At 41.5% G+C, this 15,062-nt stretch carries 14 protein-coding genes and 1 tRNA gene; 11 read left to right on the top strand and 4 right to left on the bottom strand.

The window, feature by feature from the left end; translation table 11 throughout:
* Nucleotides 1-49: 49 nt before the first annotated feature.
* From AB6811_RS13675 to AB6811_RS13650, 6 genes are all read left to right on the top strand, one after another.
* Nucleotides 50-124, top strand: a tRNA-Val gene (locus AB6811_RS13675).
* 34 nt (nt 125-158) lie between these two features.
* A complete protein-coding gene (locus tag AB6811_RS13670; RefSeq protein WP_369491178.1) occupies nt 159-413 on the top strand; it encodes a GIY-YIG nuclease family protein in 255 nt (84 codons plus the stop codon).
* Nucleotides 414-512: 99 nt separating this feature from the next.
* The gene (locus AB6811_RS13665) at nt 513-767 is read left to right on the top strand and encodes a GIY-YIG nuclease family protein (RefSeq protein WP_369491177.1); all 255 of its coding nucleotides are present in this window, start codon (nt 513-515) and stop codon (nt 765-767) included.
* 99 nt (nt 768-866) lie between these two features.
* The gene (locus tag AB6811_RS13660) at nt 867-1,121 is read left to right on the top strand and encodes a GIY-YIG nuclease family protein (protein WP_369491176.1); all 255 of its coding nucleotides are present in this window, start codon (nt 867-869) and stop codon (nt 1,119-1,121) included.
* Between the two features lie 214 nt (nt 1,122-1,335).
* Entirely contained in the window at nt 1,336-1,782 is a 447-nt protein-coding gene (locus AB6811_RS13655; protein ID WP_369491175.1) for a GNAT family N-acetyltransferase, read from the top strand.
* Between the two features lie 3 nt (nt 1,783-1,785).
* Nucleotides 1,786-2,871 carry an alanine racemase gene (locus AB6811_RS13650; protein ID WP_369491174.1) on the top strand — a complete coding sequence of 362 codons (1,086 nt, stop codon included), beginning with the start codon at nt 1,786-1,788 and terminating at the stop codon, nt 2,869-2,871.
* A gap of 265 nt (nt 2,872-3,136) precedes the next feature.
* Here the strand turns inward: AB6811_RS13650 and AB6811_RS13645 are convergent, their stop codons facing one another.
* From AB6811_RS13645 to AB6811_RS13635, 3 genes are all read right to left on the bottom strand, one after another.
* Nucleotides 3,137-4,420, bottom strand: a complete 1,284-nt coding sequence (locus AB6811_RS13645) for a UDP-N-acetylmuramoyl-tripeptide--D-alanyl-D-alanine ligase (protein WP_369491173.1) — start codon at nt 4,418-4,420, stop codon at nt 3,137-3,139.
* 67 nt (nt 4,421-4,487) lie between these two features.
* Entirely contained in the window at nt 4,488-6,020 is a 1,533-nt protein-coding gene (locus AB6811_RS13640; protein ID WP_369491172.1) for an SUMF1/EgtB/PvdO family nonheme iron enzyme, read from the bottom strand.
* 81 nt (nt 6,021-6,101) lie between these two features.
* Nucleotides 6,102-7,139, bottom strand: a complete 1,038-nt coding sequence (locus AB6811_RS13635) for a PorP/SprF family type IX secretion system membrane protein (protein WP_369491171.1) — start codon at nt 7,137-7,139, stop codon at nt 6,102-6,104.
* A 103-nt stretch (nt 7,140-7,242) separates the two neighbouring features.
* On the opposite strand from AB6811_RS13635, the gene porU reads away from it, so the two are divergent.
* The 4 genes from porU to AB6811_RS13615 all read left to right on the top strand — a co-directional run bounded on the left by porU (nt 7,243) and on the right by AB6811_RS13615 (nt 13,175).
* Nucleotides 7,243-10,995: a type IX secretion system sortase PorU gene (gene porU / locus AB6811_RS13630; protein WP_369491170.1), complete on the top strand. Its 3,753-nt coding sequence runs from the start codon at nt 7,243-7,245 to the stop codon at nt 10,993-10,995.
* A gap of 89 nt (nt 10,996-11,084) precedes the next feature.
* On the top strand, nt 11,085-12,278 hold the full coding sequence (gene porV / locus AB6811_RS13625) for a type IX secretion system outer membrane channel protein PorV (protein WP_369491169.1): 1,194 nt from the start codon (nt 11,085-11,087) through the stop codon (nt 12,276-12,278).
* On the top strand, nt 12,278-12,757 hold the full coding sequence (gene ispF, locus AB6811_RS13620) for a 2-C-methyl-D-erythritol 2,4-cyclodiphosphate synthase (protein WP_369491168.1): 480 nt from the start codon (nt 12,278-12,280) through the stop codon (nt 12,755-12,757). The genes porV and ispF overlap by 1 nt, the downstream gene beginning before the upstream one ends.
* A 4-nt stretch (nt 12,758-12,761) precedes the next feature.
* Nucleotides 12,762-13,175 carry a CoA-binding protein gene (locus tag AB6811_RS13615; RefSeq protein WP_369491167.1) on the top strand — a complete coding sequence of 138 codons (414 nt, stop codon included), beginning with the start codon at nt 12,762-12,764 and terminating at the stop codon, nt 13,173-13,175.
* 452 nt (nt 13,176-13,627) lie between these two features.
* On the opposite strand, the gene AB6811_RS13610 is transcribed toward AB6811_RS13615, so the two are convergent.
* Complete coding sequence (locus tag AB6811_RS13610; RefSeq protein ID WP_369491166.1) at nt 13,628-14,050, bottom strand: S24 family peptidase; 423 nt, start codon at nt 14,048-14,050, stop codon at nt 13,628-13,630.
* A 360-nt stretch (nt 14,051-14,410) separates the two neighbouring features.
* Between AB6811_RS13610 and AB6811_RS13605 the strand changes: the two genes are divergently transcribed.
* On the top strand, nt 14,411-14,656 hold the full coding sequence (locus AB6811_RS13605) for a hypothetical protein (RefSeq protein WP_369491165.1): 246 nt from the start codon (nt 14,411-14,413) through the stop codon (nt 14,654-14,656).
* The last annotated feature ends 406 nt before the right edge of the window (nt 14,657-15,062 follow it).

Here is a 15,062-nt window from a genome sequence, read left to right as displayed (position 1 = left end):
TCAGAGCATCCCGCCTTGCGGGAGGGTCACAGGCTGAGAAAAAAATATTGGGAGCTTAGCTCAGCTGGTTCAGAGCACCTGCCTTACAAGCAGGGGGTCACAGGTTCGATCCCTGTAGCTCCCACAAAGCCTTCGACTCAATCGAAGGCTTTTTTTGTATGCACTACACATACATCATTTACTCAAGCTCAGCTGACCGTTTCTACATCGGGTCTACATCCGATGAGATTTCCCAACGCATCCGACGTCACAACGCACCCCACAGGGGGTTCACCTCCATGGCGAACGATTGGAGGCTGGTTTACCTCGAGCAGTTCGACTCCATTCAGCAGGCACGTAAGCGCGAACGCCAGATTAAGGCCTGGAAGAGCCGTAAAAGGGTTGAAAAGCTCTGTGGGTTCACCATGCCCTGAGCCCTACGGTTCAGAGCATCCCGCATCCGGCGGGAGGGTCACAGGTTCGATCCCTGTAGCTCCCACAAAGCCTTCGACTCAATCGAAGGCTTTTTTTGTATGCACTACACATACATCATTTACTCAAGCTCAGCTGACCGTTTCTACATCGGGTCTACATCCGATGAGATTTCCCAACGCATCCGACGTCACAACGCACCCCACAGGGGGTTCACCTCCATGGCGAACGATTGGAGGCTGGTTTACCTCGAGCAGTTCGACTCCATTCAGCAGGCACGTAAGCGCGAACGCCAGATTAAGGCCTGGAAGAGCCGTAAAAGGGTTGAGGAACTGTGTGGGTTCAGTAAGCCCTGAACCCTAGGGTTCAGAGCATCCCGCCTCCGGCGGGAGGGTCACAGGTTCGATCCCTGTAGCTCCCACAAAGCCTTCGACTCAATCGAAGGCTTTTTTTGTATGCACTACACATACATCATTTACTCAAGCTCAGCTGACCGTTTCTACATCGGGTCTACATCCGATGAGATTTCCCAACGCATCCGACGTCACAACGCACCCCACAGGGGGTTCACCTCCATGGCGAACGATTGGAGGCTGGTTTACCTCGAGCAGTTCGACTCCATTCAGCAAGCGCGTAAGCGCGAACGCCAGATTAAGGCCTGGAAGAGCCGTAAAAGGGTTGAGGAACTGTGTGGGTTCAGTAAGCTCTGAACCCTAGGGTTCAGAGCATCCCGCCTCCGGCGGGAGGGTCACAGGTTCGATCCCTGTAGCTCCCACAAAATGAATTAGCACATTTTTTTGAAATTTTCTCATAAAAAATCTCTTTTCCATTAGGAAACCTTTGAATTTTGGCCAATAAATGAAAATTTGCTATCTTTGTAGTACACAAATCACATTTGTTTTGTTTTACTAAAAATATGTTCTTATGCTTCAAATTAAACAAATTAATTCAGAAAAAGACCTAAAAGATCTGTCACAAAAAGACTTAATTGATTTTCTATACACACATTTGGATAGATTCAGAGATGATAAAGACTCCATAAGCAAGTGTTTAGACTACACTTTTTCAAAGAATAACGGTAAGGGCGGATTTATTCTAACTGCATATCTAGAGGATAAGTTAGTTGGAGTTGTCGTTACAAATAAAACAGGCATGGGAGGATACATTCCCGAAAATATACTTGTTTACATTGCTGTTGATCAAAACTACAGGGGGCATGGCATTGGGAAACAATTATTAGAGGAAACCATTAATAGAGCCGAAGGAGATATTAAACTTCATGTTGAATACGATAATCCAGCAAAGAGACTATACGAACGAGTGGGATTCACTACAAAATATGCTGAAATGAGATATACAAAAAAGAAGTAACTAATGGCTGAACTACTTATTAAGACTGATAAACTAATTGGCAACATAAGCAAAATCAACAATTTCCTTGAAAAGCACAATGTACATTGGAGTTTAATAGTTAAAGTTCTATCTGGGAATAAAGAATTACTCAGGAAAATATTATTCCATCCTGAAATAAAACGCATTCACAGCATTGGCGATTCCAGGATATCAGGCCTTAAAACAATCAAAAGTATCAACCCGAATATACCAACCATATACATTAAGCCACCACCCATCGACACTATTAAATCGGTTGTGAAATATGCCGATATCTCGCTAAACACTTCCTTAACCACTATTCGAGCATTAAATGAGGAAGCTAAAAAGCAAGGCAAGAAACACAGGATTATAGTAATGATTGAACTCGGGGAACTACGTGAAGGGGTTATCCGTGAAAATATAATTAATTTCTATCAGGAGGTTTTAAATCTTGAGAACATAGTGGTAGAGGGTATTGGTGCCAACCTGGGTTGCATGTATGGCATTCGACCTACATACGACAAACTTTTGCAATTATCTATCTTTAAACAAATAATTGACACCAAATTCAACATCAATTTACCCTTAATCTCTGGTGGCAGTTCGATAACCCTTCCTTTAGTGAGCAATCGAGAAATGCCCAAAAACATCAATCACCTACGAATTGGAGAAGCGGCATTCTTAGGAACTAGCCCGCTACACGGTAAAAAGTTTCGCGATCTATCTACTGATATTTTTGAATTTAGCAGCAATATTATAGAACTTCAAATGAAGCCTACTTCCCCAGATGGAATGCTTACAGATGGCAATATAGGACACACTGTGGACGATTGGGAGTATGACAAAAGCTACAGAGCCATACTTGATTTTGGAATATTAGACGTTGACGCAAATGAGCTAAAACCCAAGGATAAGAATGTTCGATTTGCCGGAACAACCTCCGATATGACCGTATATGACTTGGGGCCTAACCCTAAAACAGGAAAAATAAAATACAAGGTGGGGAGCAAAATATGTTTTACACCATCCTATATGGCTGTTGCAAGGCTAATGAACTCTAAATTCATTGATAAAAAGATAGTTTAACTCGTCAAAACATAGATTTTAAATCTCGTATCAACTTTGTCATAGTTTTAAACGAGACTTATAACGTCTTTCTTTTTATGGCTTTCGTTGAGATAAATAATCTGTCAAAATCATTTGACAATAATCTCATTTTCAAGGATTTAAATATAATCATAGTAAAGGGCCAAAAGGTTGCATTTGCAATGAAAATCAATGCCATATTAATCAAACATCTTGATTTAGTTAATTTTTTCTGAAAAAAGTTGATAAAAATTTTTGATATGAGCTAAAGCGCATTGATCACCTGTTCAAGTTTTACACCACGGGAGCCCTTTACCAACACCATGGAGTCCTTAATTGGATTCTGCTTCAGATACTCAGCACATTCAGAAGAATTATCAAAATAATAAAACATACCGTTAAAACTTGAAAAGCCCTTACCCACAAGTAAGATTTTATCAAAATTCAAAGCGCTGGCAAGTTCAACAATTTTTTTATGCTCATCGGGGCTATATTCACCTAACTCTAGCATTTCACCTAGAATAGCAACTTTTTTTGATGCATGTAATTTTGCTAAATTTTTTAAGGCATTTTCCATACTAGTTGGATTGGCGTTATATGCATCCATAATAACAGTATTGTTCTTGGTTTTTAAAAGTTGTGATCGATTATTTGAGGGAATATAGCTTTCAATCGCATCTTTTATGGTATCTGGGCCAACTCCAAAATGTCTTCCAACAGCATAGGCTGCCATAACATTCTCCACATTATATTGGCCTACAAGGTTAGTCAGAATAGTTGTGAGTTTACCTCCCTCGCTTATTGAAACAGAAAGAAAAGGGTTTTCGGACCTCTCCTCAACTATGAAATTCTCAAAATACTTAGAGTATGGAATAACGTTAGTTGCTTTATACTTATTTAAAAGTTCTACAAGAATAGGATTTTGAGGGTTGTAAAATATTGCCCTATCTCTCAAGGCTAAGAAGTTATAAAGTTCCCCCTTGGTATTTTTTACACCTTCAAAACCGCCGAAACCACCAAGATGAGCTTTCCCAATATTGGTAATCAAACCGAAATCAGGTTCAGCAATTCTGCAGAGTTCGCTAATATCACCCGGATGATTTGCACCCATTTCAATAATCGCAAAATCAATATCAGGAGTGATAGATAGTAACGTTAAGGGTACACCAATGTGGTTATTCAAATTACCAACTGTTGCATAGGTTTTAAATTTTCGAGAAAGGACAGCGTACAATAATTCTTTGGTAGTGGTTTTCCCATTGGAACCTGTTATAGCAAAAATTGGTGGATTAATTTTATGCCTATGATAATTTGCAAGTTGCTGAAGTGCATTTAAGGAATTCTCCACTAACACACACCCCTTGGTCATGTAATGGGGATTATCAATTACAGCAAGGGCTGCTCCATCCTGCAAAGCATTGGCAGCATAGGCATTCCCATCGTTATTTTCACCCTTTAAAGCAAAAAATATTGAGCCTGCTTTAACCTTTCGGCTATCGATAGTTACGTGATAGGATTTTTCAAATTCTTTATAAATATATTCAATCATAACAAACCAGTAAAAAAGAAAACCTCATAAAGATATGAGGTTTTCCAAAAATATTGATTTATATTAACTATTTTCCTCCAATTCTCTCACCACGTTTCTTTGCCGATTGAGCACCAACGGCTTCCATTGCGCAACGGAACCCAATATCATTGGTTGATGATGCTTCGTCGAGGAAACGGCGGGTACCTGGGCTTAGCCAGTATGCCCTATCCTTCCAAGAACCACCCTTATAAACCCTAACATGGTCGTTTATCAGAGTTGTCATACCCACATTCTTCTGTTGAGTATCGCCCTGATAGTACATCCTGTCGGAGTTTTTCTCTTTCACAGTTTGTCCATCTCTGAAATCAAGCGTAGAGGCAACATCACCATCCTTATAGTTGATGTAGTATGCTTTATTGTAGTTCTGTCGGTTAGCTGCTTCTTCCTCGGTAATTTCACGGTAGGGTATGCGACCTAAACTATCCTTCTTGGAGTAGTTACCGTCTAAATCATATGGGGTTTTGAAAACATTACCACGGAACGGACGAATTTCATCAACATCTTCAAAACTCAAGGGGCGATAAACGTCAAGCACCCATTCATTAACATTACCAGCCATACAGTATAGGCCGTAATCGTTAGGCCAGTATGACTTAACTGGTCCAGGGAATGTGTTCTCGTCGTTCAAATTACCTGCAAGCCCCATATAGTCACCACGGCCACGAACAAAGTTAGCCATCATCTGGCCACGAACTTTTGACTCAGGATTACGCACGTTGTGTCCATTCCAAGGGTAAATACGACGCTCAACCATGCGCTCATCATAGGTATTACCTACAAGTCCCGATGCGGCAAACTCCCATTCAGCCTCGGTTGGGAGGCGATACTTGGGTAGCAGGATACCATCTTCAAAGCGAACGTGACGTCCTTCGGGTTTTTCAGGGTCGAGGCTGGGTAAAAGTTTCTTAACGCGTGCATCGTACTGGCCCGAAAGGTATGCCTCAGTGCTAAATGCATCAGCTCCTTTTTGAGCCAGGTCGAATTCAATAATACCCTTATCAACTAAAAGACGCTCATTTACCCTGTCGGTACGCCATATACAGTAATCGTTTGCCTGAAGCCAGTTAACTCCTACTACAGGATAATCGTTATAGGCGGGATGCCTGAAGTAGTCGGTTACAAAGGGTTCATTGTAACCAAGGGGTGAACGCCATACAAGAGTATCGGGTAGGGCATTTTTAATAACCTGAGGATAGGTTGAATATACACGTTTAATCCAGTGAACATATTCACGCCAATCTACATTGCTAATTTCGGTTTCGTCCATGTAGAATGATGTAACTGTTACCCTGCGGGGTTTAGCATTCCAGTCGTACATAACATCCTGCTCTACTCGACCCATAGTAAATGTACCACCCTCAATGAACACCAACCCAGGACCTGCCTCGGGTCGCCAGTTTTCAACTACCTCAAAGCCCCCATTATCAGGGCTGTTATACTCCCAGCCAGTTTTTTCGGACGCTCCAGTTCCGCCGCCACCACCACCAAATAAACCGCAAGAGTTAAGACCTAAAATTCCGGCTGATGCCAATAATAAGATTCTATACTTTAAGCTCATAGCTGTACGGATTTTCTCATTATAATTAAACTCAAATATATAAATAATATTTTGTAATGCGCCCTAAAAGTTTAAAAAAAATTAAAATTTTGGACATTTGATGTACCTGTATTTCTTTTTCCCCCTTTTATACTCAAAATTCCACCCTAAGGTTACCTCGTGCGATGAGGTTGGTAACCCTCTTAGGCCATGTTGCATAATGCTAAAGTCGTAGCTGTAACCTATGCGAAACATATAATCGGCATATCCCAAAGTAACAACAAACGAATGGCTATTTAAACTTAAATTTTCCCTGAACCAGAGTCCTGCAACTGCCCAGTTCTTTGAAAGGTAAAATCCTACGTTTAGCTGATTAAAATTTAGCTGTTGAATATAGATTACGTTTGGAGAAAAAAGCAGAACCTCTTTAAACCTTCTCCACTTATACAGGTTAAAATCGGCACCAATGTGGAAAGTATACTTACGGGGAATGTATGCTTTCCCGCCCGAGAAACTGGCCTCAACAGGTTTTAAAAGATGATGCACCGCAAATCCACCATAAAAATTTTCAAAATCACCGGCAACACCAAGCCCTATATCGTAATTCCATGTTGTATAGCCTACGGCGTCGGAATTTCCAATCACATTACCAGCCGGATCAATCATGTCCGGGAAAACCAATCCCGAAAAACTCCGTGTACGAAAAATCGCTGAGGTTTGAAGCCCAAATCGTACGTGTGAGTTATATGTAGGTTGAATTCCGTATGAGTAAATAAGATCGAGAGTGTTCCGGGAGAATGTTCCTTTCCCTTCCACATCGCTCATAATATTTATACCAAAGCCGCTCCGCCCTGAGGATTGGTAACGACTGTTACGAAACGAGTGTTTCCAGCTTGGGCCAAAATCAATCCTCCTGTCAAAGCTTACCCCAAAGGTTGAGTATGGCATATCTATCATGGTCCACTGATTGCGATATATGATACCTAATCGCATATCCTTTGATGCGCCTGCATACGATGGGTTAAGCATGGTTGGATTAAAAAAAACCTGTGAAAACACAGGATCTTGACCATGTGATTTTTCAAAACATAGGACTAAGCCCAGCAAGTACAATAAAAAAATCCTATTTTTAGATATCATTTAACTGGTTTGTAATAATAACTAACATTATTCGTTTTTTATTGTTAGAATCAAACGTAAAGGTAAAGCAAAGTTTTGTTTCTTTGCAACACATCAGTCAATTATGAGGGCAGTTTTTTTCATCATATTATTAACAACACAAGCATTGGGGGCTTTTACACAGGAGTTCCACAGAATTCTTGAATGGGTTGAAACCGACAAAAAAAATATCAACTGCTTATGGTTTAATGGCGAAGATTTTCCTGACCCAACCAGTAAGGTTCCTTACTATACCGAATTAATACCAATTCCCGATAGTAAGAAGTACAGAATTGAAATAACACATATAAAATGGGGTAAACTCAATAGAGATTTTGATTCTAGTATTGTTCAAACTGAACCAAATCCAACAACAAAAAGCTTGAGGGTTGGGGCAAACAGGGTTCTGCTTTTTTCAATACCCGCAATGAGGAACAATGCCTCTGGCTCAATTGAGAAACTTGAATCGTTTAGCTTCAGAATTGAGCCCATCAGTTCCCATGAAAAAAATATTGATAAAACGATTCGTACCTCGCTTTCGAACTCGGTTCTTGCTTCAGGTAAATGGGTAAAAGTGGGCGTGCAAAAAAGTGGGATTTATAGGATTTCATTCGAAGATTTACAAAGGTATGGTTTTAGCAACCCAGAAAATATTAGCATTTGGGGAATCGGAGGAAAGTCGTTACCCCTTATGAATGCCCAAAGCAACCTCGATGAGGTAGCTCCAATACCAATACAAATAAGTAAAGGTGCCGACGGCATTTTTAATCAGGGCGACTATATTCTATTCTACGCTCAGGGCCCCGAAACTTTAACGTATAATGAAACATATAGTGCATGGAAATGGGAAAAGCATGGATACACCAAAACCATTTACTACTTTTTAACAACCAGTCAACCTCAAAGCATCATCGGTTTTGCTGACACGCCAACCGAAACCGAAAATTATGCAACAAATGAGTTCGATCAAGTAACAACCTTTGAAAGCAACGATACAAACCTTGTTAAATCGGGCAGGGAATGGTTTGGCGAAATTTTTGACATAAAAACCACCTACAGCTACAATGTATCAACACCACTCCCAGTAAACAACTCCACCTATAAAGTATGGGTAAGAGTAGCGGCACGATCTTCGTCAACCTCAACTTTTACCCTTACAAATAATGGAACACTTGGTAGCATAACTTTAAATTCCGTAATAATTGGCGATGAGCTAGCCAATGTGGTTTCTGTAAACGAAAAAGTATTCTCGGGTAATACTGTTGGACAAAACCTAACATTTGACCTTACCTACAATAAACCCAATTCGGGTTCAGTGGGTTTCCTGGACTTTATATCGATTCAGAGCCGACATGGCTTATCGTATAGTAATGCCCAACTGCCCTTTCAGGATTTTCAATCGGTAGGGGCAGGAAGAATTAGCAGGTTCACAATCAGCAATGCAAACAGCTCCGTTCAGGTTTGGGACATTACTGATATCAATGAGGCCAAAAGGGTTAATATTTCCTACGCCAATGGCACAATAACATTCAAGCAAGCTACCAATACTCTCAAAACCTTTATTGCCTTTGAGCCCGATAAAGCCTACAGTGTTGTAGGGTATGCAAATGTCGATAACCAGAATATTCGCGGGAGTGGCTTCTTCGATTACTTTATAGTTACACATCCAAGTTTTAAAACCTATGCCGAAGAGCTAGTTCAACTCCACCGACAAAGAAGCAACCTCTCAGTTGCTGTTTATACTACCGACCAGGTTTACAATGAGTTTTCGGGTGGTAACCCCGATGTTGCAGCTATTCGCAATATGCTACGTTACTTTTATAAAGCCGCAACTAACGACGACGATAAACCTAAATACCTACTCCTATTCGGCGATGGCTCATTCGATAACCTTTCCAATAGCCAGGTCAATACTAATTTTATTCCCACATACCAGTCGCCTCGCTCAATAAACAGGGTTGAGTCATTTGTATCGGACGATTTCTTTGGATTACTCGATGATAATGAAGGCGAAGCCTCAGGCTATGTAGACATTGGAATTGGTCGGCTACCGGTTAGTTCACCGGAACAAGCCGCCAATTTAATTGCCAAAATTAAGAGTTACATGGAGAATGAAGATATTGACGACTGGCAAAGCAAATTGGTTTTCATAGGCGACGACGAGGATGGTAACGTTCATATGCAGGATGCCAACACGCTGGCAAAGTACATTGAAACCAATTACCCGGCATATAATATCCAAAAAATATTTTTCGATGCTTACCAACAGGAGGTTGTTTCGGGTGGTCAACGCTACCCCGATGTTACCAGTGCCATCAATTCTGCTGTTAACAATGGCGCTTTGCTTTTAAACTATACTGGTCATGGGAATGAAAGGTGGCTTGCCCACGAGAAGGTTTTAATGCTAAACGATGTGTTGGGATGGAAAAACGCTAAACGCCTTCCTCTATTTGTTACAGCAACCTGCGAGTTTAGCCGTTTTGACGATTACCACATGACCTCAACCGGGGAATGGATACTACTTACCCCAAAGGGTGGTGCAATAGCGTTACTCTCTACTACCCGGCTTGTTTACTCAAGCCCAAACTTCACTTTAAACTACAACTTTATACAGCAGCTTTTCAAAACCGATGCCAATGGCAACTATCTCAGGCTTGGTGATTTGGTTCGCATAACCAAAATACTATCGGGAACCGGTTACAATAAACGCAACTTCACCCTATTAGGCGATCCCGCATTGATGCTAAAATACCCTACATACAACATAAAAATCTCATATATTAACGAACGCCCAGCATCAGAGCCAGCTGATACACTAAAGGCACTTAATAAGGTAAACCTTAAAGGGTTTATTGCCGATAACCTTGGCACAACTGTTGAAAATTTCAATGGAACCGTTTCGGTTACCCTATACGATAAGGAGCGCGAAATTACCACCCTGGCTAACGACGGCGGCACTCCGATGACCTTTAAAAGTCGCGATAATATCATATTTAAAGGGAAAGCAACTGTTTCACAGGGTACTTTTAGTATCGATTTTACGGTACCAAAAGATATTAACTTCTCATACGGGAATGGAAAAATAAGTCTTTTTGCAACCGATGGCATGCAGACAGCCCTAGGCGTTCACGATTCAATAGTTGTTGGAGGAATTGGTAACCCTGAAAGCATTGATAGTGAAGGCCCTCAAATTAAAATTTTCCTGAACGATACCAAGTTCACTAACGGTGGTATTTGCAACTCCAACCCTCTGCTACTGGTTTACCTTTCCGATGCGAGTGGCATAAACACAACCGGAGCGGGTATAGGGCATGATCTTACCGCAACATTAACATATCCAGCCGGGCAAAGCGAAACATTCAACCTTAATAATTTTTACAAAGCCAATACCGACGATTACACTCAGGGAATAGCAACCTATCAGTTCTCTGGTCTAACTCCTGGAACTTACACTATAGAGGTAAAGGCCTGGGATGCCTTTAATAATAGCAATACCGGCAAAATAGTTTTCCGGGTAATTGGCGACGATAAACTTGTGGTTGGTAACTTTTACTGTGTTCCAAACCCTGTTAAGGATTACACGCAGTTCTACTTTGAAACAAACACCAATGAAACTGAACTTGATGTAAAGCTGGAAATATTCAACATCAATGGATCTAAAGTTGCCGAACTCCTTAAAAAAGGGATTTATACCGAAGGTTATAGAATAGGGCCACTTGAATGGAACGGATGTAACTCCAACGGGGAGAAACTTGCAAAGGGAATTTACTTTGCTCGCATTCAAGTTTCATCGGTACAGGGTGAGCAGGTAGCCACAACAAAATTCGTTGTACTTTAGTTTGATATTAAACAATAAGTATCATATTACACCGTTTACATTTGTTACCGTATAAATGTTATTTTTGCAAACTCATAATTGTTAAGTTGATGATTAAGAAATTTTTTGGAATTGCAACAATTCTTTTAGTAGGATTACAGCCTACGGTTAAGGCTCAGTTCGATAGCACCATATCGCTATCGGGTGGTTTAAATGCATTGCGCATTGCTGTACCATTCCTAACCATAGCACCCGACTCACGGAGTGCGGCTCTTGGCGATGCCGGAGTGGCATCGGTACCCGATGTAAACTCGCAACACTGGAACCCTGCTAAGTTTCCATTTATTGAAGGTAAAAAGTGGGGCATGGGTTTCTCCTATACCCCATGGCTCAGGAACTTGGTTAACGATATCAACCTTACCCATTTAACCGGTTATTACCAGTTTGATAAGATGCAATCCATTAGCGGATCGTTGCTTTACTTCTCAATGGGTGAAATCACCTTCAGGGATAACAATAACAACTACATCCAGGCCTTTAATCCTAACGAGTTTGCAATCGATTTTGCATACTCGCGTAAGTTTTCCGACCATATTGCCGGTGCAATGGCTTTCCGTTACATCCGTTCCGATTTAACCGGTAATTTTACTACCACAGGCACTGGTAGCGGTAAACCCGGTACCTCGTTTGCAGCCGATTTGGCAGTATACTACCAGAACGCTATTAACCTTGCCGGGAAAAGTGGCGAAATGGCAATTGGTGGTAATATCTCCAATATTGGAACAAAACTATCGTATAATGAGGATCCACAAAAGGAGTTTATACCCATTAACCTAAGGGTTGGTGGAAGGTTATCGCTTAACATCGACCAATACAATGGCTTTTCGTATCTACTGGATTTAAACAAGCTGCTAGTTCCTACTCCACCTGTTTACAACAGCCAGGATGAGATTGTAAGCGGAATGGATCCAAACGTATCGGTTGTGCAGGGTATGATTCAATCGTTTTACGACGCCCCAGGTGGTTTCAAGGAGGAAATGCAGGAAATATACATTGCCACTGGGGTTGAGTACTGGTACGCAAGACAGTTTGCCATTAGGGCAGGATACTTCCATGAGAGCCAAAATAAGGGGAACCGTAAGTATATCACACTTGGGGCTGGATTGCGTTACAATGTTTTTAATATCGATTTCTCGTACCTAATCCCAACCGGTGGGTTCAATAGCCCTATGGCCAATACCCTTCGCTTTTCAATCTCTTTTGAATTTGAACCTGCAAGAACAAGAACAAATAGGAATAAGTAATGGATTTTAGGATAGGTTTTGGCTACGATGTTCATCAGCTGCAGCAAGGGCTCCCCTTTTGGCTAGGTGGAGTTCAAATTGAACACACCAAGGGCTCATTAGGTCACTCCGATGGCGATGCCCTTATCCATGCCATTTGCGATGCCATGCTGGGTGCAGCCAACCTGGGCGATATAGGTGTCCATTTCCCCGATACCGATCCCTCTTTAAAGGGTATCGATAGTAAAATACTTTTACGGAAAACAATGGATATAATTGCCCAAATAGGTTACACCATTGGAAACATCGACTCAACCATCTGCCTACAACGCCCAAAGGTAAAGGATTATATACCCAAAATGCAGGCTGAACTTGCCAAAGCATTAGATGTTGAGCCACAGCAAATTTCAATAAAAGCTACTACTACCGAGAAACTTGGTTTTGTTGGACGCGAGGAAGGCGTAACGGCCTATGCCGTAGTTCTTCTGAGAAAGAATTAGCTGTATGGAGGTAGGAAACGATATTCTTCCAAAAACTTTGGTACTAGGCGCCAGTCAAAAACCTGAGCGTTACTCGTACCTAGCCATACGAAGCCTTAAGAAACATGGTATTGAGGTAGTAGCAATCGGTGCACGTAAAGGGATGGTTGATGATATTGAGATTCATACCGAACTACAGGATATACCAGATATTCACACCATAACACTATATCTCAGCGCACGTAATCAGGCTCCATACTACAACTATATCATCAACCTCAAACCCAAACGTCTAATTTTTAACCCAGGAACTGAAAACCCTGAGCTGGAAAAACTTGCCCGAGAACATGGAATTGACGTGGTGGAGGGGTGCACCCTTGTAATGCTAAGTATGGCCCCCAAAACAAAATGTACAATTTTTGAAAATACACATGGCTGATAATTAGATACATACGAAATTCTCACTTAAAACAAAATGTACCAAATGGGTTAAAACTGGGTTAATATATGCGGTTAAATTAACACTAAAAAGCGACATTAAGGTTAAACATTGGCTCTTTAAAATACAAGAAATTATAAGGAATGGATGACATTTTAAGCCCCTTTCTAAAAGGGGTTTTTTTGTTGCATTTAAATGGGGTTGAAAATTGTAAAAAAATGGGTTAGGGGGCAGCTGGACGCTCAGCTGGGCGGTCAGCTGGGCGGTCAAAAGTGGGAAAAAAAAAGGGCGATAAAAGGGGGATAATTCCAGAAAATAGGAAAAAAAAACGGATAAAAAGTAAAATAGAGGGGGGGATAATTCCGTAAACGCATATAAAGTAATAGTATATAAAATGCACTATATCAGTGTAATATATGGTGTATGGATGTAAAATGTGTGCGTGTGGATCGTTACCCCATGGAGTTAATGCGAACTGATGCCTTAACGTGTGCTGCAAATCGTATCGATTCAATTGGAAAATCCTTGGGCTGATGGTGCTCATTGTAGCTGATTAGGGTGACCCACCCGGGAGAAGCCGATTGTTTCACGTACTTAACAGTAATGAAGGCATCACCATCCTGAACAATGGATAAAAGGTACATCTCGCCCCAAAGAATGTTTTGGATGTTGTTCAGTACCTTATATATAATAATGTCCCCACTCTTAAGGAGCGGATACATGCTATCGCCCACCACGTATATGGCCCCGTCGCACTTGGGCAGGTTGGGTATCTCGAGGTACGCAATGGGATCATTGTCTGATATTTGCTCGTACACCTCAACCACACCGGCAATGGCATCAACGCTGTACAGGGGTATACGTACGCTGGTCATAGGCCTATCAGTTTTGACGGGAAATCTTGTTATGTGCTCGGATGCTTCGACATGTCCGTTGGATTCTCTATCCTTTAGCATTGGGCCTTCTCCAGTTATCAGCCAAGTAGCATTTAATGCTTTATATGTATTAAGTATTTTTTCTATAAAATCAATACTTGGCTTATTTTTACCTTTATATATATTAAGTATGTTGACCTCGGAGATACCAGTTTCGCGAGAAAACCTGTATCTACTAATCCCTAGATAATCAATAAATTGGATTATTCTTTGATTTATACTAAAATTATTTTTAGTAATTTCTTGCATGCTTAATATATATTAAGTATATTTGCACAGACAACAACAAAGATAATACAAATGAATACAGAGGTCAAATTAAAACAGCTAAAAGGATTTCTAAAGCGCGGCGATGCGGCCATTATAGCCCGTGCCACGGGGTACAGCTACCATACGGTTCGGGCCATGATCAAGGGCGATAGAACCCTACACCCCATGGTGCTTGAGGCCATTGAGAAGTTGGTGGAGTGCCGCCGAAAGGGCATCAGCAATAGGATGGAGGCCGAGATACTAAAAACGCAATCAACTACAATTTCAAAAGCTTAACAACCCTATGGGTATGCATAGCAGACTCATCATGGCAAATATCCCGCAACTGGCGCGATGCCTCCCTATCGAATGGGGCTGCGGGAACAACCCAGATGATGGACCACGGGCTGCAGACATGGAGTATGCCGTAATGGGCAGCGACAGCACCATGGCCGTGGTGAAGGTGAATGGCCGCGGCGCACGGAACACTGCCCAGTTGCGCCTGACAGCCGGGAACAGACCGGCATTTTAATAAAAAAGCAGCCATGCCCCAGTACTACAATGGCATACTATGTATAACGGTTGACGAGTGGCTCCAGTCTGGACTCACCTATAATCAATATGAGAACGACAAAAGGCGTGGCTACCTGACTATTATAAGAACGGGTGGCGGAGGGCATCCGGCACTCATTGAGTACAACAC

The organism is Tenuifilum sp. 4138str, from assembly GCF_041102575.1.
GTDB classification, from domain to species: domain Bacteria; phylum Bacteroidota; class Bacteroidia; order Bacteroidales; family Tenuifilaceae; genus Tenuifilum; species Tenuifilum osseticum.
Note: the sequence above shows the minus strand (reverse complement) of the source record. Positions and strands in the feature narration are given on the sequence as shown.